This is a genomic window from Burkholderia pulmonis (genome assembly GCF_984667975.1).
In genome coordinates, this window is the sequence record NZ_OZ480187.1 from 2,933,624 (window position 1) to 2,958,842 (window position 25,219).

The 25,219-nt window shown below is 67.3% G+C and carries 23 protein-coding genes and 1 riboswitch; of the genes, 11 read left to right on the forward strand and 12 right to left on the reverse strand.

Annotated elements, in window-relative coordinates:
* Position 1 precedes the first annotated feature (1 nt).
* The 3 genes from AC5LXK_RS29910 to AC5LXK_RS29920 all read right to left on the reverse strand — a co-directional run bounded on the left by AC5LXK_RS29910 (position 2) and on the right by AC5LXK_RS29920 (position 2,405).
* A complete protein-coding gene (locus tag AC5LXK_RS29910) occupies positions 2–1,498 on the reverse strand; it encodes a TolC family protein (protein WP_493392249.1) in 1,497 nt (498 codons plus the stop codon).
* Positions 1,495–1,776 (reverse strand): hypothetical protein, encoded by a 282-nt coding sequence (locus AC5LXK_RS29915; protein ID WP_493392250.1) that lies wholly within the window; start codon positions 1,774–1,776, stop codon positions 1,495–1,497. Before AC5LXK_RS29915 ends, AC5LXK_RS29910 begins: the two co-directional genes overlap by 4 nt.
* Positions 1,777–1,862: 86 nt before the next feature.
* Positions 1,863–2,405 (reverse strand): hypothetical protein, encoded by a 543-nt coding sequence (locus tag AC5LXK_RS29920; RefSeq protein ID WP_493392251.1) that lies wholly within the window; start codon positions 2,403–2,405, stop codon positions 1,863–1,865.
* A gap of 81 nt (positions 2,406–2,486) precedes the next feature.
* Between AC5LXK_RS29920 and AC5LXK_RS29925 the strand changes: the two genes are divergently transcribed.
* From AC5LXK_RS29925 to AC5LXK_RS29935, 3 genes are all read left to right on the forward strand, one after another.
* Entirely contained in the window at positions 2,487–3,158 is a 672-nt protein-coding gene (locus AC5LXK_RS29925) for a heavy metal response regulator transcription factor (RefSeq protein ID WP_493392252.1), read from the forward strand.
* Positions 3,155–4,573, forward strand: coding sequence for a heavy metal sensor histidine kinase (locus AC5LXK_RS29930; protein WP_493392253.1), 1,419 nt, complete (start codon positions 3,155–3,157; stop codon positions 4,571–4,573). The genes AC5LXK_RS29925 and AC5LXK_RS29930 overlap by 4 nt, the downstream gene beginning before the upstream one ends.
* A gap of 154 nt (positions 4,574–4,727) precedes the next feature.
* A riboswitch (yybP-ykoY riboswitch) is annotated at positions 4,728–4,902 on the forward strand.
* Between the two features lie 62 nt (positions 4,903–4,964).
* A complete protein-coding gene (locus AC5LXK_RS29935) occupies positions 4,965–5,975 on the forward strand; it encodes a sodium:calcium antiporter (protein ID WP_493392254.1) in 1,011 nt (336 codons plus the stop codon).
* Positions 5,976–5,980: 5 nt separating this feature from the next.
* Here the strand turns inward: AC5LXK_RS29935 and AC5LXK_RS29940 are convergent, their stop codons facing one another.
* Positions 5,981–6,619 (reverse strand): glutathione S-transferase C-terminal domain-containing protein, encoded by a 639-nt coding sequence (locus tag AC5LXK_RS29940; protein ID WP_493392255.1) that lies wholly within the window; start codon positions 6,617–6,619, stop codon positions 5,981–5,983.
* 136 nt (positions 6,620–6,755) lie between these two features.
* Here AC5LXK_RS29940 and AC5LXK_RS29945 point away from each other — a divergent pair, with 136 nt between their 5' ends.
* The 4 genes from AC5LXK_RS29945 (at position 6,756) to AC5LXK_RS29960 (ending at position 10,029) form a co-directional block, all read left to right on the forward strand.
* Entirely contained in the window at positions 6,756–7,160 is a 405-nt protein-coding gene (locus tag AC5LXK_RS29945; RefSeq protein WP_493392256.1) for a winged helix-turn-helix transcriptional regulator, read from the forward strand.
* A 22-nt stretch (positions 7,161–7,182) separates the two neighbouring features.
* Positions 7,183–7,551, forward strand: coding sequence for a hypothetical protein (locus tag AC5LXK_RS29950; RefSeq protein ID WP_493392257.1), 369 nt, complete (start codon positions 7,183–7,185; stop codon positions 7,549–7,551).
* 40 nt (positions 7,552–7,591) lie between these two features.
* Complete coding sequence (locus AC5LXK_RS29955) at positions 7,592–8,455, forward strand: XAC2610-related protein (RefSeq protein ID WP_493392258.1); 864 nt, start codon at positions 7,592–7,594, stop codon at positions 8,453–8,455.
* Between the two features lie 182 nt (positions 8,456–8,637).
* Entirely contained in the window at positions 8,638–10,029 is a 1,392-nt protein-coding gene (locus AC5LXK_RS29960; protein ID WP_493392259.1) for an MFS transporter, read from the forward strand.
* 57 nt (positions 10,030–10,086) lie between these two features.
* Here AC5LXK_RS29960 and AC5LXK_RS29965 read toward each other — a convergent pair whose 3' ends face one another.
* The 4 genes from AC5LXK_RS29965 to AC5LXK_RS29980 all read right to left on the reverse strand — a co-directional run bounded on the left by AC5LXK_RS29965 (position 10,087) and on the right by AC5LXK_RS29980 (position 15,987).
* Positions 10,087–11,163, reverse strand: coding sequence for a C45 family autoproteolytic acyltransferase/hydrolase (locus AC5LXK_RS29965; protein WP_493392260.1), 1,077 nt, complete (start codon positions 11,161–11,163; stop codon positions 10,087–10,089).
* Between the two features lie 87 nt (positions 11,164–11,250).
* The gene (locus AC5LXK_RS29970) at positions 11,251–12,840 is read right to left on the reverse strand and encodes a DUF3138 family protein (RefSeq protein ID WP_493392261.1); all 1,590 of its coding nucleotides are present in this window, start codon (positions 12,838–12,840) and stop codon (positions 11,251–11,253) included.
* A gap of 96 nt (positions 12,841–12,936) precedes the next feature.
* Entirely contained in the window at positions 12,937–14,052 is a 1,116-nt protein-coding gene (locus AC5LXK_RS29975; RefSeq protein WP_493392262.1) for a polyamine ABC transporter substrate-binding protein, read from the reverse strand.
* A 210-nt stretch (positions 14,053–14,262) separates the two neighbouring features.
* Positions 14,263–15,987 (reverse strand): amidohydrolase, encoded by a 1,725-nt coding sequence (locus AC5LXK_RS29980; protein ID WP_493392263.1) that lies wholly within the window; start codon positions 15,985–15,987, stop codon positions 14,263–14,265.
* A gap of 238 nt (positions 15,988–16,225) precedes the next feature.
* Here AC5LXK_RS29980 and AC5LXK_RS29985 point away from each other — a divergent pair, with 238 nt between their 5' ends.
* A complete protein-coding gene (locus AC5LXK_RS29985) occupies positions 16,226–17,056 on the forward strand; it encodes a helix-turn-helix transcriptional regulator (protein WP_493392264.1) in 831 nt (276 codons plus the stop codon).
* A gap of 13 nt (positions 17,057–17,069) precedes the next feature.
* Here AC5LXK_RS29985 and AC5LXK_RS29990 read toward each other — a convergent pair whose 3' ends face one another.
* The 4 genes from AC5LXK_RS29990 to AC5LXK_RS30005 form a co-directional block, all read right to left on the reverse strand.
* Positions 17,070–17,990 carry a LysR family transcriptional regulator gene (locus tag AC5LXK_RS29990; protein WP_493392265.1) on the reverse strand — a complete coding sequence of 307 codons (921 nt, stop codon included), beginning with the start codon at positions 17,988–17,990 and terminating at the stop codon, positions 17,070–17,072.
* Positions 17,991–18,121: 131 nt separating this feature from the next.
* Entirely contained in the window at positions 18,122–19,312 is a 1,191-nt protein-coding gene (locus AC5LXK_RS29995) for an MFS transporter (protein WP_493392266.1), read from the reverse strand.
* An 87-nt stretch (positions 19,313–19,399) separates the two neighbouring features.
* The gene (locus AC5LXK_RS30000; RefSeq protein ID WP_493392267.1) at positions 19,400–20,860 is read right to left on the reverse strand and encodes an NAD(P)/FAD-dependent oxidoreductase; all 1,461 of its coding nucleotides are present in this window, start codon (positions 20,858–20,860) and stop codon (positions 19,400–19,402) included.
* An 85-nt stretch (positions 20,861–20,945) separates the two neighbouring features.
* Positions 20,946–21,290: a cupin domain-containing protein gene (locus AC5LXK_RS30005; protein ID WP_493392268.1), complete on the reverse strand. Its 345-nt coding sequence runs from the start codon at positions 21,288–21,290 to the stop codon at positions 20,946–20,948.
* Positions 21,291–21,487: 197 nt separating this feature from the next.
* On the opposite strand from AC5LXK_RS30005, the gene AC5LXK_RS30010 reads away from it, so the two are divergent.
* The 3 genes from AC5LXK_RS30010 (at position 21,488) to AC5LXK_RS30020 (ending at position 24,983) form a co-directional block, all read left to right on the forward strand.
* The gene (locus AC5LXK_RS30010; protein WP_493392269.1) at positions 21,488–22,369 is read left to right on the forward strand and encodes a helix-turn-helix transcriptional regulator; all 882 of its coding nucleotides are present in this window, start codon (positions 21,488–21,490) and stop codon (positions 22,367–22,369) included.
* Between the two features lie 159 nt (positions 22,370–22,528).
* On the forward strand, positions 22,529–23,479 hold the full coding sequence (speB, locus tag AC5LXK_RS30015; protein ID WP_493392270.1) for an agmatinase: 951 nt from the start codon (positions 22,529–22,531) through the stop codon (positions 23,477–23,479).
* 22 nt (positions 23,480–23,501) lie between these two features.
* A complete protein-coding gene (locus tag AC5LXK_RS30020) occupies positions 23,502–24,983 on the forward strand; it encodes an aldehyde dehydrogenase family protein (protein ID WP_493392271.1) in 1,482 nt (493 codons plus the stop codon).
* Positions 24,984–25,219: the final 236 nt, after the last annotated feature.

Here is a 25,219-nt window from a genome sequence, read left to right on the forward strand (position 1 = left end):
GTCAATGACCTTCCGGATGCGTTTGCGTGGCGGGCGCCGGTGGCGCCGCCGGGGTGGAAGCCGGCTGCGGCGCAGCGTCGGCTTGTGAAGCGGATTCGGGTTTGGCTGGTTGCGTCGCGCGCGGCGCGCCGCCCGGTGACGGCAACCGGCCGCCGACAGCCATCTGCAGATCGGTTTCCGCGAGCCAGTAATCCTTCAGCGCGTCGATGTAGCCGTTGACCGCGCCGACCTGCTCGCGCGCATCGGTCAGCAGTTCGAACACGCTCGCGAGCATCCCGTTGTAGCGCAGCAGCAATTCGTCGGAGATCGTCTTGCGCAGCGGCACGACCTCGTCGCGATAATGTGTCGCGACGTCGTAGCTCGTCACGTACGCCGCGTACGATTCACGCACGTCGGAGCGTGCGTCGATCGCGGTTTTCGCGAGCCGGTTCGCCGACTGCATGTAGATGGCCTCGGCGCGTGCGACCTTTGCACCGCCCCAGTCGAACAGCGGAATCTCGACGCTGATTTCGTAGCCGTGCTCGTGGCCCTTGCCGGTCTCGTAGTTGTTCACGTAGCCGAGATCGACCGCGTTGACGAAGCGCGTGGCCTTGCTGAGACCGAGCGACGACGCGACACCCTGCGTCTGCAGCTTCGCGGCCTGGATGTCGAAACGGTTGCTCATCGCGAAGCGTTCGAGATCGGGCAGGTCCGGCCGCACCTTCGGCAGGTCGGGCAAGCGCTCGGGCAGCGCGTACTGCGTGCGCTCGCCCCACAGCCCCATCGCGCGCGTAAGCTTCTCGCGCGCGGCGACGGCCTGCTGGCGCGCCTTCGCATGCTGCGCGACCGCGTCGGCATGAAACGCCTGTTCGCGTGCGTAGTCGAGGCGGCTGAAGTTGCCGGCCTGCCGCATGCGCTGCGCGAGTTCGGCGGCCGCGCCCGCGGCATCGCGCACCTGCCGCGCGTAGTTCGCCGCCTGTTCGGCGGCCACGGCCTCGACATACGCGCGGCGCGCGTCGGCCGCGACCTTCAGCATCGCGTCGGCCGTCTCGAGCTTGGTCTGCTCGAAGCGGCGACGTTCGATGTTCGTCGCGAGCGGCATCGTCAGCAGCGCGAACACGTTCGCCGAGAACGTGCGGCCCAGCGTCAGCTCGCCATCCCCGGCACGCGTGCGGCTGAACGCGAAGCGCGGGTTCGGCAGCCGGCCGGCCTGCACGAGATCGGCCTCCGACAGCCCGAGTTCCGCATACGACGCCTGCAGGCCGCGATTGTTGAGCAGCGCGACCTGCACCGCGTCGTCCATCGACAGCGGCTTCGCCAGCAGTTCCCTGGTCCGTTTGTCGACGGCTTCACGGTCGGCATCAGTCTTGACGACCACCGCGTCTTTCCCGATGCGCTCCGACGCGGCGGACGACACCGCGTCGAACCCGCCGTCCTTCGAGAACGTCGTACAGCCCGCGAGGAACGCCAGCACGACCGCGGCCGCGCCGATCCTCGGCGATATCGCAAGCGTCGTCATCGCGCGGCCCCTCCGTGCGTCGAATGGGCGCCGCCGTTGCCGGGCACGTTGCCGGTCGCGCGCGCTTTCGCGGGCCGCTCCGTCACGTCGCGGTTCAGTTGTTTCCAGCCCGGGCCGGAATCGTCGCGATACGGCCGGTAGCCGTCGAACGCGGATGTCACGGCGATGTCCGGCACCGACGCGGCGGCGTCGGCCGGATCGGGAAGCGCGGTTTGCGCAGCCGCGAGCGACGGCACGAGGGCCGCCGCGCTCAACAGCGCTGCAGTGGTCAATCGCATGAATGGGTCTCGTCTCGAGTCGTCCGGCGGAGCGGATGCGGCCGCCGGAACGGATTGCGGATTACGGCCTGTCGGCCGTGCAGGGACTAGACGGGAATCCGGCGAGGCGGCCGGTCGATGCCGCCGGTCAGGAACGACACGACGACGGCAGACAGCGGCTGCGAGACGATCGCGGCGCTGACGTCCGCCGCGGCGGGCACTGCTGGCGCACCCGACATGCCCGTGCCGAAGCAGCAGGACACGCATGCGGAACACGACGACGCATGCCGTGCGTGGCCGTCGTGATCGTGATTGCCGTCGTGGGCGACCGGCATTGCGTGCGGTGCCGCTTCCACCGGCGCGACGGCAGCCCCCGCGCACTGCATCGAAACAGCCGCGAACGACTGGATCGGCAGGCTCAGCGCCAGCAGCACGACAAGGAGGAATTTGCGCCAGTACGACATGAATGCAGGATCACGCAGGCAACGACCGGTTGGGCCGGCGCGGCGCCGCGACGGCGCGCTCCGGGGACAAGACGGCCGCAGCTTATCGCCGCCGCGGTGACGACGACATGGTCGAAACATGACCGGATTGTCATGAAGCATGAGCGATGCGCCGGACGCGAGCTTCATGACAATCCGGTCATCCATCGGTCATCCTTCGCGCACGCGCGGCGCCGTAAGCTCAGGCGTTAAACTGACCGGCTGGAATCATGAACGGCCTGCCTCACCATGCGGATACTGATAGTCGAAGACGAACCCAAGATGGCGTCGTACCTCCGGAAGGGGTTGATGGAGGCGAGCTATACGGTCGACGTCGCGGAAAACGGCAAGGACGGGCTGTTCCTCGCGCTGCACGAGGATTTCGATCTCGTCGTGCTCGACGTGATGCTGCCGGAGCTGGACGGCTTCGAGGTGCTTCGGCGGCTGCGTGCGCAGAAGCAGACGCCCGTGCTGCTGCTCACGGCGCGCGAGGCGATCGAGGACAAGGTCGCCGGGCTCGAACTCGGCGCCGACGACTACCTGCTCAAGCCGTTCGCGTATGCCGAATTCCTCGCGCGCATCCGCTCGCTGTTGCGGCGCGCGCCGCGCCATGTGCGCGACCTCCTGCACGTCGCCGATCTCGAAGTCGACCTGCTCAAGCGTCGCGTGCGGCGCGCCGACACCCGCATCGACCTGACCGCGCAGGAATTCGCGCTGCTGCAGCTGCTCGTGGAACGCGAGGGCGAAGTGCTGACGCGCACCTTCATCACGTCGCAGATCTGGGACATGAATTTCGACAGCGACACGAACGTCGTCGATGCGGCGATCAAGCGCCTGCGCGCGAAGATCGACAACGCGTACGAGAAGAAGCTGATCCACACGATTCGCGGCATGGGCTACGTGCTCGAGGATCGTTCGTGACCGCGAACCCGGTTTCGTATTCGCTGCTGCGACGCCTGACGCTCGCGTTCGCGATCGTCGCCGCGCTCGTGTTCGCGCTGACCGGCGCGTACCTGTACCGCTCGCTGTCCGCCGAGCTGACGCGGCGCGACGACATCGAGATCTCCGGCAAGCTCAACCAGTTCCTGCAGCTCGCGCGCGCGAGCGGATCGACGGCCGCATTGCGCGCCGATCCCGCCGTGTTCCATGAAGTGCTGCTGTCGCATCCGGGCGTCTATCTCGGCATCTACGACGCGCAGAACCGCCCGCTCGTCGAGCATTCCGACGAAGCCGGCAACACGCTTGCGTCGGTGATCGAAGCGCCGCATGCGGCGGGCAGCGCCGTGGGCCCGTTCACCTGCGCGCCGCCCGGCATCGGCACGTCGCGCTGCGTGTACGCACGTGAAACGCTGCCGTCCGGCGAAGCGATCCAGGTCGCCCTCTCGCGCACGGCGACCGATCGCCAGTCGCTGCTCGAAAGCTATCGCGTCGACATCTGGCTCGCGGCGGCCGTCGGCGCGCTGCTGGTCGGCGCGCTCGGTTATGCGGTTGCCTCGCGCGGCCTGCGCCCGGTCGAAAGCCTCGGCCGGCAGACGTCGCGCATCGAGGCGCACAACCTGAACGCACGCCTCGACGCACGCGGCGGCCCGGTCGAGTTGCGCGAGCTCGCGACGTCGGTCAACCGGATGCTCGACCGTCTCGAACGCGCATTCGTGCGGCTGTCGCAGTTCTCGTCCGATCTCGCGCACGACATGCGTACGCCGCTCGCGAACGTGATCAGCTCGTCGCAGGTCACGCTGTCGCGTGCCCGGACGACCGAAGAATACGAAGCGCTGATCGATTCGAACATCGAGGAATGCGAACGGCTGCAGCGGATGATCGAGAACATGCTGTTTCTCGCGCGCACCGACAACGCGCGGCAACACCTGAAGACCGCCGAACTCGACGCGGGCAGCGAGCTGCGCCGGCTCGCATCGTATTTCCACGCGCTGGCCGACGAAGCCGGCGTACGCATCGACGTGCAGGGCGATGCGACGGTCGCCGCGGACGCAACGCTGTTCCGGCGCGCGGTGAGCAACCTCGCGTCGAATGCGCTCGAACATGCGGAAGCCGCGTCGACGATCGATCTGGCCGTGTCGACGCAAGGCCGCTACGCGGTCGTCGAGGTCACGAATCGCGGCGTCGCGATTCCGCCGGAACAGGTCGAACGGATCTTCGAACGCTTCTACCGCATCGATTCGTCGCGCCACGGCGCGGCGCGCAACGCAGGGCTCGGGCTCGCGATCGTGAAGTCGATCATGGAACTGCATCGCGGCAAGGTCGAAGTGGCGAGCCGCGACGGACGTACGACGTTCTTGCTTTATTTTCCGCGCGTCGTCGAAGGTCAATCCGGTTAGCGATTCTCATTTGCAGCACGCACATGGGATGCCGCCCGCGCGCCCGATTGCTTCCCGATACGGCACCAGTATGCGCGACGCGCGGACCTTTCTTCACGCGGTGCAGGGATATGCGTGCGCAAGCTTGCCGAAAGCAATCGGCTCGGCTAGACTGCATTCCGTCTTTGGGGAGTAGCCTGCTTTCCGTCCCCGGAAAGCGAACGCGTCAACACACTCGGCCTGCGGCCGTGGCGCGTTCAGCCTGATCGGCCTGGCGAGACCATGGGCGCATCGCGTCGTTCCTGGTCGGACGTCGGCGGATGCGCCATGGTTCGTCTGCGTCCGACCACGGAGTCCCCATGTTCCTCCCCGCTCTCTCCCATCGCGCCACCGCTGCCTGCGGAGGTGCCGCATGACCTTCATGTTCCTCGAACTGGCGTTCATGCTGGTCGTCATCCTCATTGCCGCCGAAGTCTTCACCAATGCGCTCGAACATCTCGGCGAACGCCTGAAGATTTCCGAAGGCGTCACCGGTTCGCTGTTCGCGGCCGTCGGCACCGCACTGCCCGAAACGATGGTGCCGCTGCTCGCGCTGGCCGGCGGCACCGCGAACCAGGCCGTCAACGAGGAAATCGGCGTCGGTGCGATCCTCGGCGCGCCGCTGATGCTCGCGACGCTCACCACGTTCCTGATGACGCTCGCCGTGATCCGCTCGCGCGGGCTGCGCGGCACGATCGCGCCCGAACGCACGGGCTTCGTGCGCGACATGAACTACTTCCTCGTCGCGTTCTCGCTGGCGACCGCCGCGATGTTCGTCCCGCATCACAACTGGGCCGTGCGTGCGCTGCTCGCCGCGATGCTGGTCGGCATTTACGTGCTGTACGTCGTGATGACGTTCCGCGCGTCGACCCGGCTCGTCGATGCCGGGCACGGCACCGAGGCGCCGCATGCAATGTTCCTGTCGCGCGTGGGCCTGCCGACCAACCTGGCGACGATCGCGCTGCAATTGCTGATCGGCCTCGCGTTGCTGATCGCCGGCGCGAAGGGCTTCATTCACGGCGTGGAAGGCGTGTCGCAGGTACTCGGCATCTCGGCGCTGCTGCTGTCGCTGATCATCGTGCCGATCGCGACGGAGTTGCCGGAGAAGGTCAACAGCGTGCTGTGGATCCGCCGCAAGAAGGACACGCTCGCGTTCGGCAACATCACCGGCGCGATGGTGTTCCAGGGCACGCTGCTGCCGGCGATCGGCATCATGCTGACGCCGTGGGAGCCGCGCCCCGAGGTGCTGACCGGCGTGATCATCACGCTCGCGGCGGCCGCGTGGCTGCGCTTCAATGCACGCACGCGCGGGCTCGCGATCTGGGCGCTGCTCGCGAACGGCGCCGGCTATGCGGGGTATCTGTTCCTGACGCTGGCGCGCTGAGTGCGTCAGGATGCGTTCGGTCGTGCGTCGGCCTGCAGCACCTGCTGCACGGCCGGCCGCGCCCGCACGCGTTCGTACCACGCGCGCAGATGCGCATGCCGGCTCAGGTCGATGTCCGCGTTGTACACGGAGCGCATCCAGTCGGCCTTGCCCCAGCCGGTGAGCGCGAACAGGTACGCATCGGCAACCGTGAACGTGTCGCCCGTCACGAATGTCCTGCCGTCGAGCTGGCGGTCGATCCAGGCGAAACGGCTGTCGAGCTTCTGCCGCACCGGCTCCACGTACTTCCCCGCCTGCACCGCGTACAGCAGCGGGATGAAGCCCTTGTGGATCTCCGTGCCGAGAAAGTTGAGCCATTCCATCAGCCGGTAGCGCGCGAGCGTGCCGTAGGCCGGCGCGAGTGCGGCTTCCGGGCGCTGGTCCGCGAGATACTGCGCGATCACCGGCCCTTCGCGCAGCATCGTGCCGTCGTCGAGTTCGAGCAGCGGCACATAGCCGAGTTCGGTCACGTCGTAGTAGTTGCGGCCGCCTTCGACGACATGCTTGCGCGCGTCGACCCTGACGATCTCCGCATCGATATCGCCTTCGCGCAGCACGATGCAGATCGCCTGCGAACAGCTGCCGGGAGCGTGATAGAGCTTCATGCGTTTCCTTCGTGAATTGTCCATGTATCGATTCGCCGCGACGCGGGCGCTAATATCTCGCATCGGCACACGGCTGAGAAGACGGCAGTCGTTTGTGCCGTAGTCACAAAAAATTTACCGACCAGGGTTCGGCACGATGAAAACGAGTGCGACAGGATGTTCCGTTGAAGAAGCGATGCGCCTGCTCGGCGGCCGCTGGCGGCTGCTGCTGGTGTCGTACCTGCTCGACGGGCCGCGGCGCTTCAGTGACCTGCGGCGCGACATGCCGGGCATCTCGCAGCGCATGCTGACGCTCGACCTGCGTGCGCTGGAAGACGCCGGGCTCGTCCGGCGCACCGTCTATCCGGAAGTGCCGGTACGTGTCGAGTACGATCTGACCGCGGACGGCGACCGGCTGCGGCCGGTGGTCGACGTCATGCGCGAATTCGGGCTGTGGCTGAAGGCGCGCGACGCGCAGGCCGATGCGTCACCCGAAGCAGATACCGAAGCCGAAGCCGAAGCCGAGGCTGCGATCGAAGCAGCAATACACTCCCCCCGATAACCATTACGCAGGAATCAGGTTCATGGAACTTCATGCTACCGTCGGCGCGGCAACGTCCGACCTCGACGACGACGAAAGCTTCGCCAACATCTACTGTCACGACGCGGAGCAGGACTATTGCTTCGCACTGTCGCGCTTTCCGGACGACGCGCTGATCGAAGTGATGGTGCGCGACCAGATCACCCTGCGCGTCAAGGATCTGTCGGTGCGCCTGACCGACGATACGATCGACGTCGAAATCGAACCGGGCCTCGCCGCGCGCCTCGACGGCCAGACGCGCTACGTGATCCGGCTCGCGCCGGGCCAGTACGATCCGGGCACGCTGCGCGCCGCGCTGAAGGAGATCTTCGTCGGCAAGAACGGGTATCGCGACGACAGTACGCCGCGCTAACCGGCCGCCTGCACACGCCCCTTCGTCCCGACAACCGCTCATGAAACGCTCCCTGCGATTCCACCCGCGCCCCCGCATCACCGCGCTGCTGCTCACCGCCTGCGCATCGATCGCCCCCGCCGCGCATGCAGCCAAACCGCTGCTCGAGTTCAAGGTCGACGACACCGTCACCGCCCGCGTCGAGCGCGCCGACAGCGCGCACATCACGGTCCGCTTCCTGCCGAGCGGAAAGACCCAGACGCTCGACGTCACGGCCACCGACGAGGAAGGCCACTATCACCTCGCGACCGACGACTACAACTTCGACGGCCACCGCGATCTCGCCGTGCACGCGTTGCTCGGCATGGTCAACGAAAGCTACGGCATCTACCTGTACAACGCCGCGCGCCAGCGGTTCGAGCCGCTGACGATGCCGGCGGGCAACGTGCCGCACGGCAATTGCGACGACCTGATCAACGTGGAAGCGAAGCCGAAGGAGCGCACGCTGTACAGCTCGTGCCGCGGCGGCCCGATCTGGTACACCGATGCCTATCGCTTCGACGGCAGCGGCAAGATGTACCTGTATCAATCCAGCGAAGCGATACCCGACGATCTGCGCGACCTGCTCGATGGCGATTCGGGCCCGTCGTCGATGCTGCTGACCTACGACGAGCACGGCAAGCGCGTGTCGCGTCGCCCGCAGGGCTACGACGCCGGCAAGGTGATGTTCAAGGTGCGCCCGGCGCGCCTGCCGCTGCACGACGCGATGACCGATGCGCCCACGCGCCGCTATGTCGTCGCGGGCGACACGCTGGAGCTGATCGACGCGAGCGACGATTTCCAGTGGCTCAAGGTGCGGTATCGCAATCCGCACGCCGGCGCCGTGCAGGGCTGGATCAGTGCGAAGGAGGCGACGGCCGACTGATGCGCGATGCGGCGCGTTCGCCGCCCTTTCCCACATACTGAACGCCCAACATCCCATTAATAGGGATGCCTGCTCAAATGTTGACGCCCTTCGTTCCACGGCTCTAACGTTCGCCCCAACGCCATTCGATTCGGCCGCCCCGCCCGCAGGCGGCGGCCGGGCAAAGAACACAGGAGACGACCGTGGCCCAATCCGCGTCACGCACCCATGCCAATCCGCCGGAACAGCCACCCGCGCACGCCGGCACCTCATCCGAATCCGCCGCCCGCGCGGCAGCGGCAGCGACCGCCACCACGCCACCGAGCCGCAAGCGCCTGTTGATCCTCGCGCTGCTGTTCATCACGGTCGTGATCAACTATCTCGACCGCAGCAACCTGTCGATCGCGGCGCCGGCGTTGTTCAAGGAGCTGAACATCGACCCCGTGCGCGCGGGCCTGGTGTTCTCCGCATTCGGCTGGACCTACGCACTGATGCAGATCCCGGGCGGCTGGCTCGTCGACAAGGTGTCGCCGCGCGTGCTGTATGCGGGCGCGCTCGCCCTGTGGTCGGCCGCGACGCTGCTGCTCGGGTTCGCCGGATCGTTCGTCGGGCTGATCGTGCTGCGTCTCGCGGTCGGCGCGCTCGAAGCGCCCGCCTACCCGATCAACAACCGCGTGGTCACGACATGGTTCCCGACCCGCGAGCGCGCGAGCGCGATCGGCGGTTACACGTCGGGCCAGTTCGTCGGCCTCGCGTTCCTCACGCCGGTGCTCGCGTGGCTGCAGGTGCATCTCGGCTGGCACATGGTGTTCGTCGCGACCGGCGTCGCCGGCATCGCGTGGGCCGCGATCTGGTATGCGGTGTATCGCGAGCCGCGCGCGTTTCGCGGCGTCAATGCGGCCGAGATCGCGCTGATCCGCGACGGCGGCGGCCTCGTCGATCTGGAAGACCGCATCGCGGCGCGCAGCGAACGCACACCGTCGACGTGGCGCGACCTCGGCGTGGTGCTCGGCCGGCGCAAGCTGTGGGGCATCTACCTCGGCCAGTTCGCGCTGAACTCGACGCTGTGGTTCTTCCTCACGTGGTTCCCGACCTACCTCGTCAAGTATCGCGGGATGGATTTCATCAAGTCGGGCTTCCTCGCATCGCTGCCGTTTCTCGCCGCGTTCGTCGGCGTGCTGTGCTCGGGCGTGCTGTCGGACTGGCTGATGCGCCGCGGCGCATCGCAAGGATTCGCGCGCAAGCTGCCGATCATTTCGGGGCTGCTGATCTCGACCTGCATCATCGGCGCGAACTACGTGACGTCCACGGGCTGGGTGATCGCCTTCATGACGATCGCGTTCTTCGGCAACGGCTTCGCATCGATCACGTGGTCGCTCGTGTCGGGGCTTGCACCCGCGCGGCTGCTCGGCCTCACGGGCGGCATGTTCAACCTGATCGGCAACCTGTCGGCGATCGCGACGCCGATCGTGATCGGGCTGCTGGTCGATGGCGCAGACTTCTCGCGCGCGATCACCTACATCGCCGCGATGGCGCTCGCGGGCAGCCTGTCGTACGGCTTGCTGGTCGGCAAGGTCGAGCGCATCGACGCATGAGCACCACGAGGGCGGCACGTGCGTGCCGCCCGGCTTTATTACCGCCTGCGTACTACATCAGAACCGCGTGAACCCGTCGTGCGCGAGATCGTGCGGATTGCCGGCCACGTAATCGAGTGCGCACGCGTCGGTATCGATACCGACGCTCAGCAGCGTTTCCCAACGCTCGGTGTCGGGCATCGACAGGTCCGGGTGGAAACACACGACGGCCGCGTCCCCGGCCGCACCGCACATCGCCGCCGCACGTTCGCGCACGTCGGCACTCGTCATGCCCGTCACGACCTCGTTCAGGTGCGCGAAGCGTTCGCGCGTGGTCGAGCTGTCGGGCATGCATTCGCCGCCGCTCAACGCGTGATCGAGGAAGTGGTTGGTATGCAGCAGCCAGCCGTCCGGGCGCGGCACGACCACCCCGACACCCGACGGACTCAGCTCGATGCTTGCCGCACGTGGGTGCGCGTCGTGCCGCGTGAACACGGTCAGCACCGTCGATGCGCTCACGCGCGCGGTGCGTGCGATCTCGATCGCCTCCTGCACCGTCGTCGCGTCTTCGAGCAGGCGCCGCGCGATCGCGTGCACGGGTACGCCGGCGCTGTCGTTGTCGCTCGCGTGGTGCAGGATGTTGAAATGCAGCCCGAGCCCCGCGCTGTTCACGCCGAGCTTCGCGAGCATCCCGAATTCGGTGAACAGCTTGACGGTGCGGCCCTGCGGGGTCGCGAACTGCATCAGCAGCCCCTGCGGCGCGAGGCTGTCGTGCCAGTCCCACGTCTGCAGCGTGCGCGGCGCGTGCGGCCCGGCGGGCGCGTAGACGGTCGTCGAGCACTCGCCTTCGGCCGACGCCGGTGCGGTCGCGAGAATCTCGGTGCGCGCGTTCAGGCACGCGAGCTGCCAGCGCGGCAGGTCGACGCCGTCGGCGATCGCCTCGACTTCGGCGGCGAGACGCGGGCACCATGCGCCGAGCACGGCCAGGCTCGCTTCGCCGATCTCCCGCGCGCGCTGCGGCTCGATGCCGAGCTTCGGGAAGAACGCGAGATACAGCGCGACCGTCTCGCGGATCTCCGGCGCGAAGCGCGCGCCGATCAGGCGGCCCCGCTCACGCGGATCGGTGATGTCGGTCGCGAATGTGTGCAGCTTCAAGATCAAACCTCCTGTGTCGAATGAGATCCGGGCCCGCACGGCCCGGAATGTGATGCGTTGTACTGAAAATTCGGCACGCGCCGGCGATCAGAACGAGTAGATGAACTGCATCCCGGCCAGGTCGTTGCTGCGCGAGTACGTGCCGTTGCTCTTCAGGAACACCGGATGGTTTGCCGCGTCGTGGCGGTATTCGACCTTCACGGTAATCTGTTGCGTCGGATAGAACAGCAGGTCAGCCGTGATCGCATAGCGTTGCGCGCCCTTGCACTCGGTGGCGTTCGTCGACGAACCCTGGAAGCACGACGGATCGATGCCGAAGCCGCTCGACCCGTTCACCGACGGGTTGCCGCCCGCGAGCCCGTACTGGATGTTCGTGCCGCCGCCGCCGTTCGCCGTGTTGTTCAGGTAGTCGAAACGCAGCGTCGCGCCCATGCGGCCGACCCACGACGTCGTCCACTTCGTATGGCCGAGCAGCGACATCCCGTACCAGCGGGCCGTGCCGCCGTTCCACGCGCCCTTCTGCAGCTCGCCGTAGTCGACCTGCGCGTTGACCTGCGTCTTGTCGTGCGTATAGGTCATGTCGGCTTCCACGTACTTGTAGAGGCCGGTCGGCGACGAGCCGTTGCACTGGTAACCGTAGCCGCCCGCCACCGCGCACGGCGAGAACAGCGACTGCCGGCCGAGCATCCCGGAGATGCCGAAGTCGAAGGCCGTCGACGTCGCGTTGTCGAAGCGTGCGGTGATCGTCGGCGTCCAGTTGGTCTTGGTCGTGTTGTTCGCCGCGTTCGCGATCGCGCCGGCCGTGCGCAGCACCTCGTTGCCGACGATCACCTGCCAGAAGCGCGTCATCGCCGCGTTGGAGCCCTTCAGCCCGATGCCGACGAGATTGCCCGGCTCGCTGAAGTCGTACAGCAGCCCGTGCGTGAGCGTCAGCATCTGGTTCGACGGCTGCACCTCGTAGCCCGCGAGGCTCGGCATCATCCCGACTTCGAACGTGCGCGTCGTGCTGAGCGGCACGTTGACCTGCGCCTGCGTGATGATGTTGTTGCCGATGCCGCCGTGCGAATTGCTGAACACGTTGCCGAAGCCGCGGTTCGGCTGGATCACGATCTCCGCCGACGGCGCCATCGGGCCGACGCCGAAGGTCTTCTTGATGTCGAGGTAGACATCGCCGATCGTGCTGTTGAAGTAGTCGTACGCGCCCGGATCGTGGTTCAGGAACTGGAAGCCGGACGTGCGCTGCGCACGGTTGAACAGGTACACGGGATCGACGTAGCCGGTGATGCTCAGGCCCGCCAGCGGGCCGGTCGTCGCGGCTTCCTGCAGCGAGTCGACCTTCAGCGACGCATTCGCGATCTGCTCGCGCATCTGCTGCAGGTCGTCGTTCGTGAAGGCCGGTGCGGAATCGGCCGCCGGCGCAGCGGCGGCCGCTGCCGTGTTGATCGTGCCGATCTTCGCGCCGCCGGATGCGGCAGGGGCGGCGGCGGTCGTTGCCGCACCGGCGGGCTTCGCCGCCAGCATGCCCGCACGCAACTCGTTCACCTGTTGCTGCAGCGCGGTGACCTGCGCCTGCAGCGCCTTCATCCTGCTCGCGTCGGTCGCCTGCGGCGTGTGCGCGAATGCCGAGGCTGCGTCGAACGCGAGCAGGCACAGCGCCGTCATGTGTTTGATTTTCATGTTCTGGGTGGTCGTCGGGACGAGCGCGCCCCCGCCCGCCGCGATCAGCGGCGGGGCGCGCAAAAGGGATACGGGAGTAGGGGAACGGCGGCCGGCTTACTCGGTCTTCAGCTTCGTCCACAGACGGTTCTGCAGACGCATCAGCTCGGGCGGAACCGGCTTGCTGAGGCTCAGCTTTCGGATCACGTCGGCGGGCGGGAACACGGCCGGATCGCTCGTCACTTCGGCGCGCACGAGATGCCGCGACGACGGCACGGCCGACGGATACGACGTGTCGTTGGTCAGGTTCGCGCTCTCCTTCTCCGACAGCACGAAGTTGATGAACTTCAGCGCGGCGTCCGGATGCGGCGCATCCTTCGGAATCGCCATCATGTCGAACCACATCGCGCTGCCCTCGCTGGGGATCACGTACTTGATGTGATACGACTTCTTCGCGGCAGCGGCCGCGATCCGCGCGGAATTCACGTCGCCCGACCAGCCGAGCGCGAGGCAGATGTCGCCGCCCGCGAGATCGTTGATGTAGCTGCTCGAGTTGAACTGCGTGATGTACGGCCGCACCGTCTTCAGCAGCTCGTACGCGGCCTGGTAGTCCGCCGGGTTCGTCGTGTTCGGATCCTTCTTCAGGTACACGAACGCCATCCCGAACGCATCGACCGGCGAATCGAGCACCGACACGCCGCAGCTCTTCAGCTTCTTCGCATACTTCGGATCGAACAGCAGCGACCAGCTGTCGAGCGGCGCGTCGTTGCCGAGCGCGGCCTTCACCTTCTCGACGTTCATCCCGAGCCCGTCGGTGCCCCACGTCCACGGAATGCCGAACTGGTTGCCCGGGTCATCCTTCGACAGCACCTTCATGATTTCCGGGTCGAGCAGCCCGTAGTTCGGCACCTGGGCCTTGTCGATCTTGCGGTAGATGCCGGCCTGCAGCTGCCGTGCCCAGAAGATGTCGGACGGCACGACGACGTCGTAGCCCGACGTGCCCGACAGCAGCTTCGCCTGCAGCGTCTCGTTCGAATCGAACTCCTGGTAGACGACCTTGATGCCGGTCGCCTTCTCGAAGTTCGCGATCGTCGCCTTGCCGATCGAGTTGCCCCAGTTGTACACGTTGACGACGTCCGCCGCGTGCGCAACGGGTACGCCGGCGCATGCAAGCCCGCCCAGCGCGAGCGCCGTGCATGCCGTCTTCAGTTGTCGTTTCCAGTCCCCTGCCATGTCTTCCTCCGTCGATATCATGATCCGCTCGCGACGAGCGGTGTGTGCTTCGGTCCGGAAAAATGTAGCCAGAGGAAATTGGCCGGTCTGCCCTGCCAATAGGGGGACACGCCGCACAATCGGCACATCCGGTTCCGGCCGGATGCGCCGAACGGCGAAAACGGAAGCCGTTTGAAAGCTTCCGTCTCCGCTTCGTCCGCCGATCTCCGGTCAGTTCGCCTGCATCCCCGTGCGCGCGCCGAAATCGTCACCCACGTGCGTGATGCGGCCGCCCATCATCGTCAGCCCGACGTCGATGCGGCCGATGTCGTACTGGCCGACCTCGAACAGGTCGTTCTCGAGCACGACGAGATCCGCACGCTTGCCCGGGGTCAGCGAGCCGACCTCGTGTTCCATCCCGAGCTGGTACGCGCCGTGGATCGTGTACGCGGCAATCAGCTGCGGAATGCTCAGGCGCTCGGCGATGTCCGGGAACACCGCCGCATCGGGCTCGCCCGCGAGCTGGCGCGTATGGCCCGACTCGATGTGTTCGAGCGGCTTGTGCTGGCAGCGGCACTGGCACGCGAGGCCGTCCATGCCGATCGACACCGTCACGCCTTCGTCGAGGAACGTGCGGAACTTGTACATGTTGCTCCAGCGTTCGTGGCCGTAGTGGTCGCGCAACTGCTCGGTGTACGCGTCGACCACGCCCCACTGCAGCTGCGTGTTCGCCATCACGCCCGCGCGGCGAAAGCGCGGGATGTCGTCCGGATGCGTGAGGAACGCGTGCGTGATCACGTGGCGGCGATCGCGCGGCGGGTTCGAGCGGTTGACTTCGTCGAAGCCGTCGAGCGCCATCCGCACGGCCGCGTCGCCGACACAATGGACCATCACGTTCGCGTTCGCGCGATCGGCCTCGACCAGATAGCGGTTGAACGTGTCGGCCGGCATCGTCGGCGCGCCGCAGGTGTCGGGGCGGTCCGCGTACGGTTCGAGCAGGTAGGCGGTGTGGTTCGCCTCGGTGCCGTCGAGGAACAGCTTCAGCGCGCGCGCCTTCACGAGCGGCGAGTCGTACTGCTCGCGATACCGGACGAGCGTGCCGACCGGATCGTCGATCTCGCCGATCACCGCGACGCTGCCGACCACGCGCAGCCTCAGGTCGCCCGCGCGCTCCATCGTCTGCAGCGTCTCGTACAGCAGCGACTGGTCGCCGCTCGCGTCGAAGAAGCCCGCATCGAACACGGTCGTCACGCCGGCCGCGCACAGCTTCTTCTGCCACGGCGGAATCGATTTCAGGTACAGGTCGATGCCGGTCGGCAGCAGGCCGGCCGCGCTGATCCGCTGCATCAGCAGCGAATACGCGGCGCCGTCGACGATCAGCCCGGTCGGCTCGCCCGTCACCGCGTCCTTCTCGAACCAGCTCGCGCCTTCCTGAACGGGCGGCGTCGACGCGTTGATGCCTGCGATCTCCAGCGCCTTCGAGTTCACCCACATCGAATGGAAATCGGTCGACAGCAGGCACACCGGGCGATCCGCGCAGACCGCATCGAGCGTTTCCTTGCGCAGCATCGCCGGCGGGATCGTCGCCTGCACCCAGCCCATCCCGGTGATCGCCGGCTCGTCCGGATGCGACTCGACGTACGCGCGCAGCGCGGCGAGCACCTTCCGCGGATCCTCGTAGTTCACGAACGCCTGGAATGCGAACGCGGTGGTCTCGAAGTGCCAGTGCGATTCGACGAAGCCCGGCAGCACGAGCCGGCCGGCCGCGTCGACGACCTTCGTCTGCGCGCCGACGAATGCCTGCACGGCCGCCGTATCGCCGACGTGGACGATCCGGCCGTCGCGCACGGCAACGGCCTGCGCCCACGGCTTGTGCGGATCGACGGTGTAGACCTTCGCGTTGGTCAGAACGAAATCCGCCGGCGTCGTGGCGGCCTGCGTCGGTTGAATCTGCATTGCCTGTCCTTTGTGGTCATCAGGTTTTCGAAGCACTTTCACTATAGACAGACGATTCGCACCGGTATGCCCCCCCGGCGCGGGGGCTTTTGCGATTTCCGGGCGCCGTGCGCACGGTCTTGTCGTCGTTTTGGGGACAACCCGCAAAATCCGCCGGGTTTATCCGGTGAACCCCCGGCTGACGCCTGCGCGGCGTTCGCGTAACGTCGCGCTGTCCCTCGACTGCCCCGCCCCGACCATGCGACTTCTCCAGCCCGACCCTGCCGCCCGCGGCCATTACCTGATCGGCGTGCGCCCCGACACGCTCGGCTCGACGTTGCGCGCGGTCGGCACGCCGGATTTCGTCGGTGCGGTCACCGAGTTCGTCAACGACAGCATCGACGCCGACGCCGTGCACCTCGAACGCTGGCGCGCGGACACGGGCAGCACGACGGGCTTCGTCGTCGAATGGCTCGGCAGCGGCAGCCTGCGCTTCGCGGCCGATACGCTGCGCGTGATGGACGTGTACTACCAGGACTATTGCCAGAGCGACCCGCTGGTCGCGCCGCTGCGCGGCAAGGCCGGCACGGTGCTCGTGCAGCGCCACGTCGACGGCATCGCGCAGGGCGAGTTCCGCCGGCGGATCTTCGACGAACCCGGGATCGGACAGGAATGCCTGCTCGTGCACGGCAACGCGCACCTGCAGTACGCGCTCGGGCTCGCGCGCACCGTCGGGCGCGCCGCGTTCGCGACGGACGAGCTGTTCCATTTCAGGCAGATGGTCGACCTGCTGTTCCCGATGTTCGAGCTGCATGCGCGCACCTGCGCGGCACGGCGCGTGGCGGCGGTGTCGGTGAATGCCGAGTCGCAGGCGAGCTTCGACGCGCGGCTCGAACGGCAGGACGTGCAGCTGTCGCGCCGCGAGCACGAGATCTGCCGGCTGATGCTGTGCGGGCGCTCGGTGCCCGAAGCCGCGCAGCAGCTAGACGTCAAGCTGTCGACGGCCGAGTCGTACGTGAAGCGCGCGTTCGCGAAGCTCGGCGTGCGCACGCGCCGCGAGCTGTTCGACTGGGTGCTCGTCGACTGCTGAACGCGCGGCGCGCTTACGCGGCCAGCGCGGCCGCCTTGATGTTGAACGCGCGCAGCAGATCCTCGCAGAACGCGTCGACGATCGGCTTGTCGCTCGTGCTGCGCTTCATCGCGAGATGCAGCGGTACATCGAAGCTGAACGTCGTGCGTCCGACAGCCTTCACGAGCCCGCGCTGCTCGAACGGCTCCGCGTAATGCGCGGGCAGGTAGCCGAGATGGCCGCCCGACAGGATCAGGATCGTCGCTGCCTCGATGCTGTCCGCGCTCGCGGTCACGCGCCGCTCCGGCAGCGGATACTGCTCCTCCGGCACCGGATAGGTGCGCCACACCCAGTCGTGCAGTTGCAGGTCGTCGGCCGTCACCGGACGCGACGCATGGAACAGCGGATGCCCGCGCCCGCAGTAGATCACCTGCTGCTCGGTGAACAGCGGCGTGTAGAGCAGCCCCGGCACGCGATGCCAGAAGTAGCCGATCGCGAGATCGAGCTGGTGGTTGACGAGGCTTTCCTCGAGCTCCTGCGGCGACGCGACCTTCATCGAGAACGTGACGGCCTGGTCGCGCTTGCGGAACGCGCCGATCGCATCGGCCACGCGTGCGTTCTCGACGAGCGGCGCCTGCCCGATCAACCCGATCGACAGCGTGCCGACCAGCTTGCGGTCGATGTCGCGCACGCGCGCGACGAATTCGGACGTCGCCGCGACGAGCGTGCGCGCGGTGGCCGCGAAACGTTCGCCCTTCGACGTCAGGCGAAACCCGCCGCGCCCGCGATCGCACAGCTTGAAGCCGACGCGCGCCTCGAGCGCCGACAGCTGCGTGCTGATCGTCGACTGCCGCACGCCGAGCGATGCCTCGGCGGCCGTGATGCCGCGTGCGTCGACGACGGCAAGAAAGACCCGGATGAGCCGGAGATCGAGATCGGAGGTATTCGAAAACATGCGTCAAGCCGCTGCGCGTACGCGCGTTGCCCGGCTGGCCGGCACGGCGCGCGAACGCGCCCCGCCGACCGCCTCGCCGATGGACCGAACCGGACCCGCGCCGCCATCGGCAGCAGCGCGCGTCGCAACCGTCACTCCGATGCCACCGCGAGCGCGCGCTCCATGCCGAACACGGCTGGCCGCAGCCGCCCGTAGCAGAGGAACGCCACCGCACACAGCACGATCGCCGCGATCAGCGCCGACTGCGTGCCCGCGCTTTCGATCAGCGAACCGCCCGCGACCGAGCCGACGCCATAGCCGAGCGCGACGCAACCCGGCGACAGCGCGGCCGACTTGCCGATCAGGTCGTATTGCGGAATCGTCGCGTAGATCAGCAGCGCGCCACCGGTCCAGCAGCCGATGAACACGATCGCGCCGAGCGTGAACGTCGCGGCCGACGCCGGCATCGCGAGCAGCACGGCCGCGACCGAGCAGCCGCCGAGATTCACCAGCGTCCAGCGGCGCAATCCCGCGCCCGCACCGAGCTTCGGCATCGCCGCGCAGATCACAAGGCTCGCGATGTTCGCGATGCCGAGCACGAGCGACACAGACTTGCCGCTCAGGCCGGCATCGGTGCCGATCTTCTCGAGGAAGGTCCACACGACGCCGACGCCGCCGTACAGCGCAAGCTGCGCGCACAGCACGAGCATCGCGCCCTTGCGGTCGATGCGGCCGGCCACGCCGGCCGGCGTCGGCGCGGCCATCGTCTCGCCGCGCCGGAACAGCGGCGTCGCGAGCACGAACATGCCGAGCACGCACGCGACGAAGCCGAACACGCCGTGCGCGCCCCATGTGCCGCTCAGCATCGGGAAAACATAGGCGAGCAGCACCATGCTCCACATCACCTGCCCCATCAGCATGATCCCGAGATTGCGTTCCGGCGCACGCGAGTACGACAGGTAGCGCAGCGCGATGCCGTTCAATCCGCCCGAGCCGACGCCCGCAATGAACTGCAGCGTCGAATACGCGACGAGCCCGTGCGTCGCGAGCGTGCCGAGGTTCGCACCGGCCGCGAGCGTCACCGCGCCCGCCAGCACGAGCCGCACCGGCTGGCGGCCGAGCACGAACGCGACGAGCAGCGTGCCGGTCGATTCGCCGAGCACCTCGATGAAACTGGACAGCCCGAGCGCCGCTTCGCCGAAGCCCCAATGACGTTCGACCTGCCCGACGATCGCGGGCAGGCCGAGAAACACCGTCGGCCCGAGCATGCCGAGCAGCAGCATCACGACGACGAACAGCGCGTTTTCCTGTCGCGCTTCATCCTGCAGGTTTACAACATTCATCTGGTGTCTCTCTCCGTGTCCGCTGCGCGGACCGTCTCCTCGCGGGAGCTTGTCATGACGGCGGCCCGGCCCGGGCCGCCGTGTCGCTTACATCGGGAAGCCCATCGCCTTGATGCCGCTGATCCACGCGCGCTTCCAGCCGCCTTCGGCATCCGCGCCGTCGAACGCATGGAACGTGATCTTCGCGGCGACCCAGCGCATCGGCTCCGGCGGGATGTAGCTCGGGCTCTGGTTCGCGATGTCGAGCCGGCGCTCGGGGCTGTCGCGGTCGAACAGGATGTTCAGCCCCATGAACGCGCCGAACCGGCTCGCCGCGACGCCGAAGCCCGTATAGCCGGCGACGAACACGGCCTTGTCGTCGAGATAGCGCTTCGCGAACACCGAGCCGCGCGAACAGTAGTCGATCGGGCCGCCCCACGCATGCGAGAAGCGCACGTCGCTCAGTTGCGGGAACGTGCGGTAGAACGCCTCCGCGAGCCGGTGGTAGGTTTCGCGCTGGCCGTCCTGGTGCGGCTCCGGGTCGCCGTCGAAGTGATAGCTGACCAGACCGCCGAAGATGATGTTGTTGTGCTTCGTCAGCCGGAAATAGTTGAGCTGCGTGCGCGTGTCGTACACGCCCTGGCGATTCTTCCAGCCGATCCGCGCGAGCTGCTCGTCGGTCAGCGGCTCGGTGGCGAGCACGTGATCGCGCACCTGCATCACGCGGCGGTTGATGTCGGGAATCCCGACCTTCGCGGTACCGCTGCCGAACACGACGCGCGGCGCGCGCACGCTGCCCTTCGGCGTCTTCACGAACACCGTGCTGCCTTCGTCGGTCACGGTCGTGAGCGGCGTGTGCTCGTACAACTTCACGCCGAGCGACAGCGCCGCGCGCTTCAGCCCCCACGCGAGCTTCGCCGGATGCACGATGCCGCTGCGGTTGCGCGACCACAGCGCACCCGCGAACATCGGCGAATTCAGTTGTTCGAGCGTTTCGTCGCGGTTCAGCAGAACGACGTCGTGGCCGTATTCGCGATGCAGGTCGTAGTCGCCCTTCAGGTGCGCGATGTGCTCGGGATCGACCGCCACCGTCATCTCGCCGTTCCATTCGATGTCGGCGTCGATGTCGTAGCGCTTCAGCGTTTCCTCGAAGCCGTCGAGGTTGTGGTGGCCGAACGTCTCGAGCTCCGCGATGTCGTTCGGGAACACGCGCACCGCATTCGGCAGCCCGTGCATCACCGACGTCGAAATGATCCCGCCCGCGCGGCCCGATGCGCCGTGCGCGACCTTGCCGGCCTCGATCAGCACCACGTTCAGGTGCGGCATCTGTTCCTTCGCCTGCACGGCCGACCACAGCCCCGTGAAACCGCCGCCGACGATCAGCAGGTCGGCCGTCACGTCGCCGACGAGTTCCGGCTCGATGGCCGGCGCGGCCGGGTTGTCGAGCCAGTACGGGAACAGCTTCGTGTTCGCGAGCGCCGCCTCGACGCCCAGCGCGACCGGCGCGCCACGCAGCGCGTGCGCCTGCACCGGCGCGGTCTGTTTTGCTTCGTTGACTTCCATTTCCATGATCCCAGCCATCACACGCGAAAAACGAAACCGCCGCCGGGTGCGCGTCACACGGACGACGACACCACGGCGGCGGCTTCGGGCATCACGACTTCTCGAGCAGCACGTAGAACTTCTTCGCGTCCTCGATCGTCTCCCAGCGGCCCGCGAAACCGGCCGGCAGCAGGTAGCCCTGGCCCGGCGTGAATTCCTTGCGGTTGCCTTCGACGTCGGTCAGCGCGATCCGGCCCTCGACGAGCCATACGGCTTCGTCGGCTGCCGTTTCCGGAAACTCCACCGAGCCGGCCTTGCCTTCCCACCAGCCGACGATGTAGTTGCCGCTCTTGCCTTCGGCCGCGCGCCAGTCGCTTTCGTCCATCCCGAAGTCGAGCTTCGTGAATTCGCCTACGCCTGCACCCAGCGGCAGGATGTCCTTGATCAGTTTGGTCATCTGAATCGTTCGTCTCTTGATTGAAAAAAGCAGAGACAAAGTTACTCATTTACACTGCCCCGGTATGCCCCCCTCCAGGGGGGACAAGCGATGTTTTGCGGGGCAAACGGGTCGGCAGGACAACCGACGGTGTTTCCCCCTAATGACGTTTCAGGCCCTGAACGCTACAATCGCGCCGCTTTTCACCGGGGAACCGCATGCTGCTGAACGTGAACCCCTTCCACCGCGACAACGACCGCTTCAACGTGTCGTTCAAGGCGCTGGGCGATCTGATCGAGACGGTCGGCACGCCGCACTTCGTGCCGCGCCTCACGCAACTGCTGAACGACGTCGTGCCGCTCGACGTCGCGCACGTCGAGCGCTCGCGCGTCGACGGCACGATGCCCACCGGCTACCGGTGCGAATGGATCGGCAGCAGCGGCATCGGCACCGAATCCACCGAAATCTCCGACGTGATGACGCTCTACTACGAGCGCTTTCTCGACAGCGATCCGCTGTTCGCGGGGCTGCGCGGCAAGACGGGCACGATGCTCGTCGTGCGCGACATCGCGGCGATTCCGCCCGGCGAATTCCGCCAGCGGCTGTTCGACGACGTGCGTATCGGCCACGAATGCGTGCTCGCGCGCGGCACGCGCTATTCGCAGCACTCGATCGCACTGGAGCGCGGCCGCGACCGGCCGCCGTTCACGCTCGCCGAGATGAATCGCTTCCGCAGCATCAGCGACGTGCTGTTCCCGCTGCTCGAACTGCATGCGTCGACCACCGCCGTGCGACGCGTCGCGCATCCGACACCGGAAGTCCATCCGCTCGCGCAGTTCGACGCGCGCATCGCGGCCGACGGCGTGAAGCTGTCGAAACGCGAATACGAAACCTGCAAGCACCTGATCTCCGGCAAGACCGTGCCGGAAACCGCCGACATCCTCGGCGTGCGCGTCGCGTCGGCCGAGTCGTACGTGAAGCGCGCGTTCGCGAAGCTCGGCGTGCGGACCAAACGCGAACTCGCCGCGTGGGGTTCGGCGACAACGGCCTTCCCTGCTGCCTCGCACGACGGCGCCGCGCCACCCGCCTTCTCCGACTGACCCGATCCGCTCCCCCAGCTTCGGTTGCGCCGCGTCGATGCGGCAGCGTTACTCGCATCGAGACCCGTCGATGTAAACGTTGCGACTTCAAAATCTTCGCGTGGGCGTTCTCCTCTACCATCGGCCGATCGCTTCACCTCAGAAAAAGGAGACGGCCCCATGCCCCGCGAACTCAATCAACCGATGGGCGGCAACGACATGCCGCGCTTTGGCGGCATCGCCACGATGATGCGGCTGCCGCAGGCCGCGACGACCGACGGCCTCGACGTATGCTTCGTCGGCGTGCCGCTCGATCTCGGCACGTCGAACCGCTCGGGCTCGCGCTTTGGCCCGCGCCAGATCCGCACCGAATCCGTGCTGCTGCGCCCGTACAACATGGCCACGCGCGCCGCCCCGTTCGATTCGCTGCAGGTGGCCGACATCGGCGACGTCGCGACCAACCCGTACGACCTGAAGGACTCGGTGCGCCGCATCGAGGAAGCCTACGACGAGATCGTCGCGAACGGCTGCCGGCCGATCACGCTCGGCGGCGACCACACGATCGCGTGGCCGATCCTGCGCGCGCTGCATAAAAAGTACGGCAAGGTCGCCGTCGTGCACATCGACGCGCATGCGGACGTGAACGACACGATGTTCGGCGAGAAGATCGCGCACGGCACGCCGTTCCGTCGCGCGGTGGAAGACGGGCTGCTGCAGTGCGACAAGGTCACGCAGATCGGCCTGCGCGGCACCGGCTACCACGCGGACGATTTCGACTGGTGCCGCGAGCAGGGCTTCACCGTCGTGCAGGCGGAAGAATGCTGGAACAAGTCGCTCGTGCCGCTGATGGCGCAGGTGCGCGAACGCGTCGGCGACACGCCGGTCTACCTGAGCTTCGACATCGACGGCCTCGATCCGTCGTTCGCGCCCGGCACCGGCACACCGGAAATCGGCGGCCTCACCGTGCAGCAAGGCCTGGAAATCATCCGCGGGATGAAGGGCCTGAATATCGTCGGCGCGGATCTCGTCGAAGTGTCGCCGCCGTACGATCCGGCCGGCACCACCGCGCTCACCGGCGCGAACCTCGCGTTCGAGATGCTCTGCGTGATGCCGGGCGTCGCCTACCGCTAACCCGACCGACAGGATGCCCCTCATGTCCACTGCCGAGCTTTCCCGTTCCATGACCTCGTTCGTGCTGCCCGCCGCGCGCATCGCCGGCCAGCCGGTGCGCACGCATTCCGATACCGCCGGCGCGCCGATCTTCAACGCGTCGACCGGTGTCGCGATCGGCTGGCAGGAATTCGCGACGCCCGCGCACGTCGACGCCGCGGTTCGCGCCGCGCGCGACGCGTTCGCCGGCTGGCGCGACACGCCGCCCGCCGAGCGCGGCCGCGTACTCGCGACTGTCGCCGAGCGCGTCGAAGCCGCGCGCGATCGTCTGGCCGCATTGCAGATGCAGGTGAGCGGCAAGCCGCCGTTCGAAGCGGAAGCCGATGTCGGCGACGTCGCCGCGACGTTCGCGTACTACGCGAAGCTGTGCGAAGACCCCGCGCTGTTCGCGGCCGAACCCGTCGCATTGCCGAGCGACGCCGTCACGGCCGAACGCTTCCACGACGCGGTCGGCGTCGCCGCGCTGGTGATGCCGTGGAACTTCCCGATGGTCACGACCGCATGGAAGCTCGCGCCCGCGCTCGCGGCCGGCTGCGCGGTCGTGCTGAAGCCGTCCGAACTCACTTCGCCGACCGAGCACGCGCTGCTCGACATCATCGTCGAAGCCGGCGTGCCGACCGGCGTCGTCAACGTCGTGAACGGCGGCGCCGATGTCGGCGCGGCGCTGACCGCGCATCCGCTGATCGACAAGATTTCGTTCACCGGCAGCACCGCGGCCGGCCGCAAGGTGATGCAGGCCGCCGCCGTCGACATGAAACGCGTGACGCTCGAACTCGGCGGCAAGTCGTCGCTGATCGTGCGCGACGATGCCGATCTCGACGTCGCGGTGTCGCTCGCGGTGGCGGGTGCGTTCGCGAACGCGGGCCAGATGTGCTCGGCCACCGCGCGCATCCTCGTGCACGACAGCCTCTACCGCAGTTTCATGGCCGCGTTCGAGACGGCCGTGCGCGCGCTCGTCGTCGCGCCGCCGGCCGCCGAACAGGTCGCGATGGGGCCGTTGATCTCGGCCGCGCAGCGCACGCGGGTCGAAGCGATGCTCCAGCAAGGCATCGATGCGGGCGCACGCGTCGCATTCAGCGGCCGCGTGACGGATGCCGGCGGTGAAGGCTTCTTCATGGCGCCCGTCGTGATCGCCGAACCGGCCGCCGACAATCCGCTGTGGACCGACGAAGTGTTCGGCCCCGTCGCATGCGTGAAGTCGTTCCGCACGGATGACGAAGCGATTGCGCTCGCGAACGACACGCGCTACGGGCTCGTCGCGACCGTCGTCACGCGCGACGCGGCCATCGCAAAACAGTTCCAGCAGCGCGTGCGCGCGGGGCTCGTGTGGATCAATGCGCCGCAGCTGATCTATCCGCACGTGTGCTGGGGCGGCTTCGGCCTCAGCGGGATCGGCCGCGAACTCGGCGTCACCGGGCTGCGCAGCTATCAGGAACTGCGCCACGCGATGCGCGCGATCGACTGACCAGTGCGGCCGTCCAGGCCGTTGGCGACATCGCGGAATGGGCCGCGATGTCGCTTTTTTTTCGTCTCTTCACCGCGTCAAACCGGACGGCCGGCAAGCGCCCCGTCATCCGCCCCGTTGTTTGAGGGTCGCATCGGCACACTTTTTTGATCTCGATCAAGAAAACCGCATGCCGCGTACCGCGACGTCATTGCGCATTCCGCAGCAACTCGCCCGCCAGCCCGGCACACCGGCCG

What these genes read in the sequence shown, in the direction of transcription:
- AC5LXK_RS29910 (WP_493392249.1), bottom strand. Translation starts at nt 1,498, where the DNA reads ATGACGACGCTTGCGATATCGCCGAGGATCGGCGCGGCCGCGGTCGTG.
- AC5LXK_RS29915 (WP_493392250.1), bottom strand. Translation starts at nt 1,776, where the DNA reads ATGCGATTGACCACTGCAGCGCTGTTGAGCGCGGCGGCCCTCGTGCCG.
- AC5LXK_RS29920 (WP_493392251.1), bottom strand. Translation starts at nt 2,405, where the DNA reads ATGGATGACCGGATTGTCATGAAGCTCGCGTCCGGCGCATCGCTCATG.
- AC5LXK_RS29925 (WP_493392252.1), top strand. Translation starts at nt 2,487, where the DNA reads ATGCGGATACTGATAGTCGAAGACGAACCCAAGATGGCGTCGTACCTC.
- AC5LXK_RS29935 (WP_493392254.1), top strand. Translation starts at nt 4,965, where the DNA reads ATGACCTTCATGTTCCTCGAACTGGCGTTCATGCTGGTCGTCATCCTC.
- AC5LXK_RS29940 (WP_493392255.1), bottom strand. Translation starts at nt 6,619, where the DNA reads ATGAAGCTCTATCACGCTCCCGGCAGCTGTTCGCAGGCGATCTGCATC.
- AC5LXK_RS29945 (WP_493392256.1), top strand. Translation starts at nt 6,756, where the DNA reads ATGAAAACGAGTGCGACAGGATGTTCCGTTGAAGAAGCGATGCGCCTG.
- AC5LXK_RS29950 (WP_493392257.1), top strand. Translation starts at nt 7,183, where the DNA reads ATGGAACTTCATGCTACCGTCGGCGCGGCAACGTCCGACCTCGACGAC.
- AC5LXK_RS29955 (WP_493392258.1), top strand. Translation starts at nt 7,592, where the DNA reads ATGAAACGCTCCCTGCGATTCCACCCGCGCCCCCGCATCACCGCGCTG.
- AC5LXK_RS29970 (WP_493392261.1), bottom strand. Translation starts at nt 12,840, where the DNA reads ATGAAAATCAAACACATGACGGCGCTGTGCCTGCTCGCGTTCGACGCA.
- AC5LXK_RS29975 (WP_493392262.1), bottom strand. Translation starts at nt 14,052, where the DNA reads ATGGCAGGGGACTGGAAACGACAACTGAAGACGGCATGCACGGCGCTC.
- AC5LXK_RS29980 (WP_493392263.1), bottom strand. Translation starts at nt 15,987, where the DNA reads ATGCAGATTCAACCGACGCAGGCCGCCACGACGCCGGCGGATTTCGTT.
- AC5LXK_RS29985 (WP_493392264.1), top strand. Translation starts at nt 16,226, where the DNA reads ATGCGACTTCTCCAGCCCGACCCTGCCGCCCGCGGCCATTACCTGATC.
- AC5LXK_RS29990 (WP_493392265.1), bottom strand. Translation starts at nt 17,990, where the DNA reads ATGTTTTCGAATACCTCCGATCTCGATCTCCGGCTCATCCGGGTCTTT.
- AC5LXK_RS29995 (WP_493392266.1), bottom strand. Translation starts at nt 19,312, where the DNA reads ATGAATGTTGTAAACCTGCAGGATGAAGCGCGACAGGAAAACGCGCTG.
- AC5LXK_RS30000 (WP_493392267.1), bottom strand. Translation starts at nt 20,860, where the DNA reads ATGGAAATGGAAGTCAACGAAGCAAAACAGACCGCGCCGGTGCAGGCG.
- AC5LXK_RS30005 (WP_493392268.1), bottom strand. Translation starts at nt 21,290, where the DNA reads ATGACCAAACTGATCAAGGACATCCTGCCGCTGGGTGCAGGCGTAGGC.
- AC5LXK_RS30010 (WP_493392269.1), top strand. Translation starts at nt 21,488, where the DNA reads ATGCTGCTGAACGTGAACCCCTTCCACCGCGACAACGACCGCTTCAAC.
- speB (WP_493392270.1), top strand. Translation starts at nt 22,529, where the DNA reads ATGCCCCGCGAACTCAATCAACCGATGGGCGGCAACGACATGCCGCGC.
- AC5LXK_RS30020 (WP_493392271.1), top strand. Translation starts at nt 23,502, where the DNA reads ATGTCCACTGCCGAGCTTTCCCGTTCCATGACCTCGTTCGTGCTGCCC.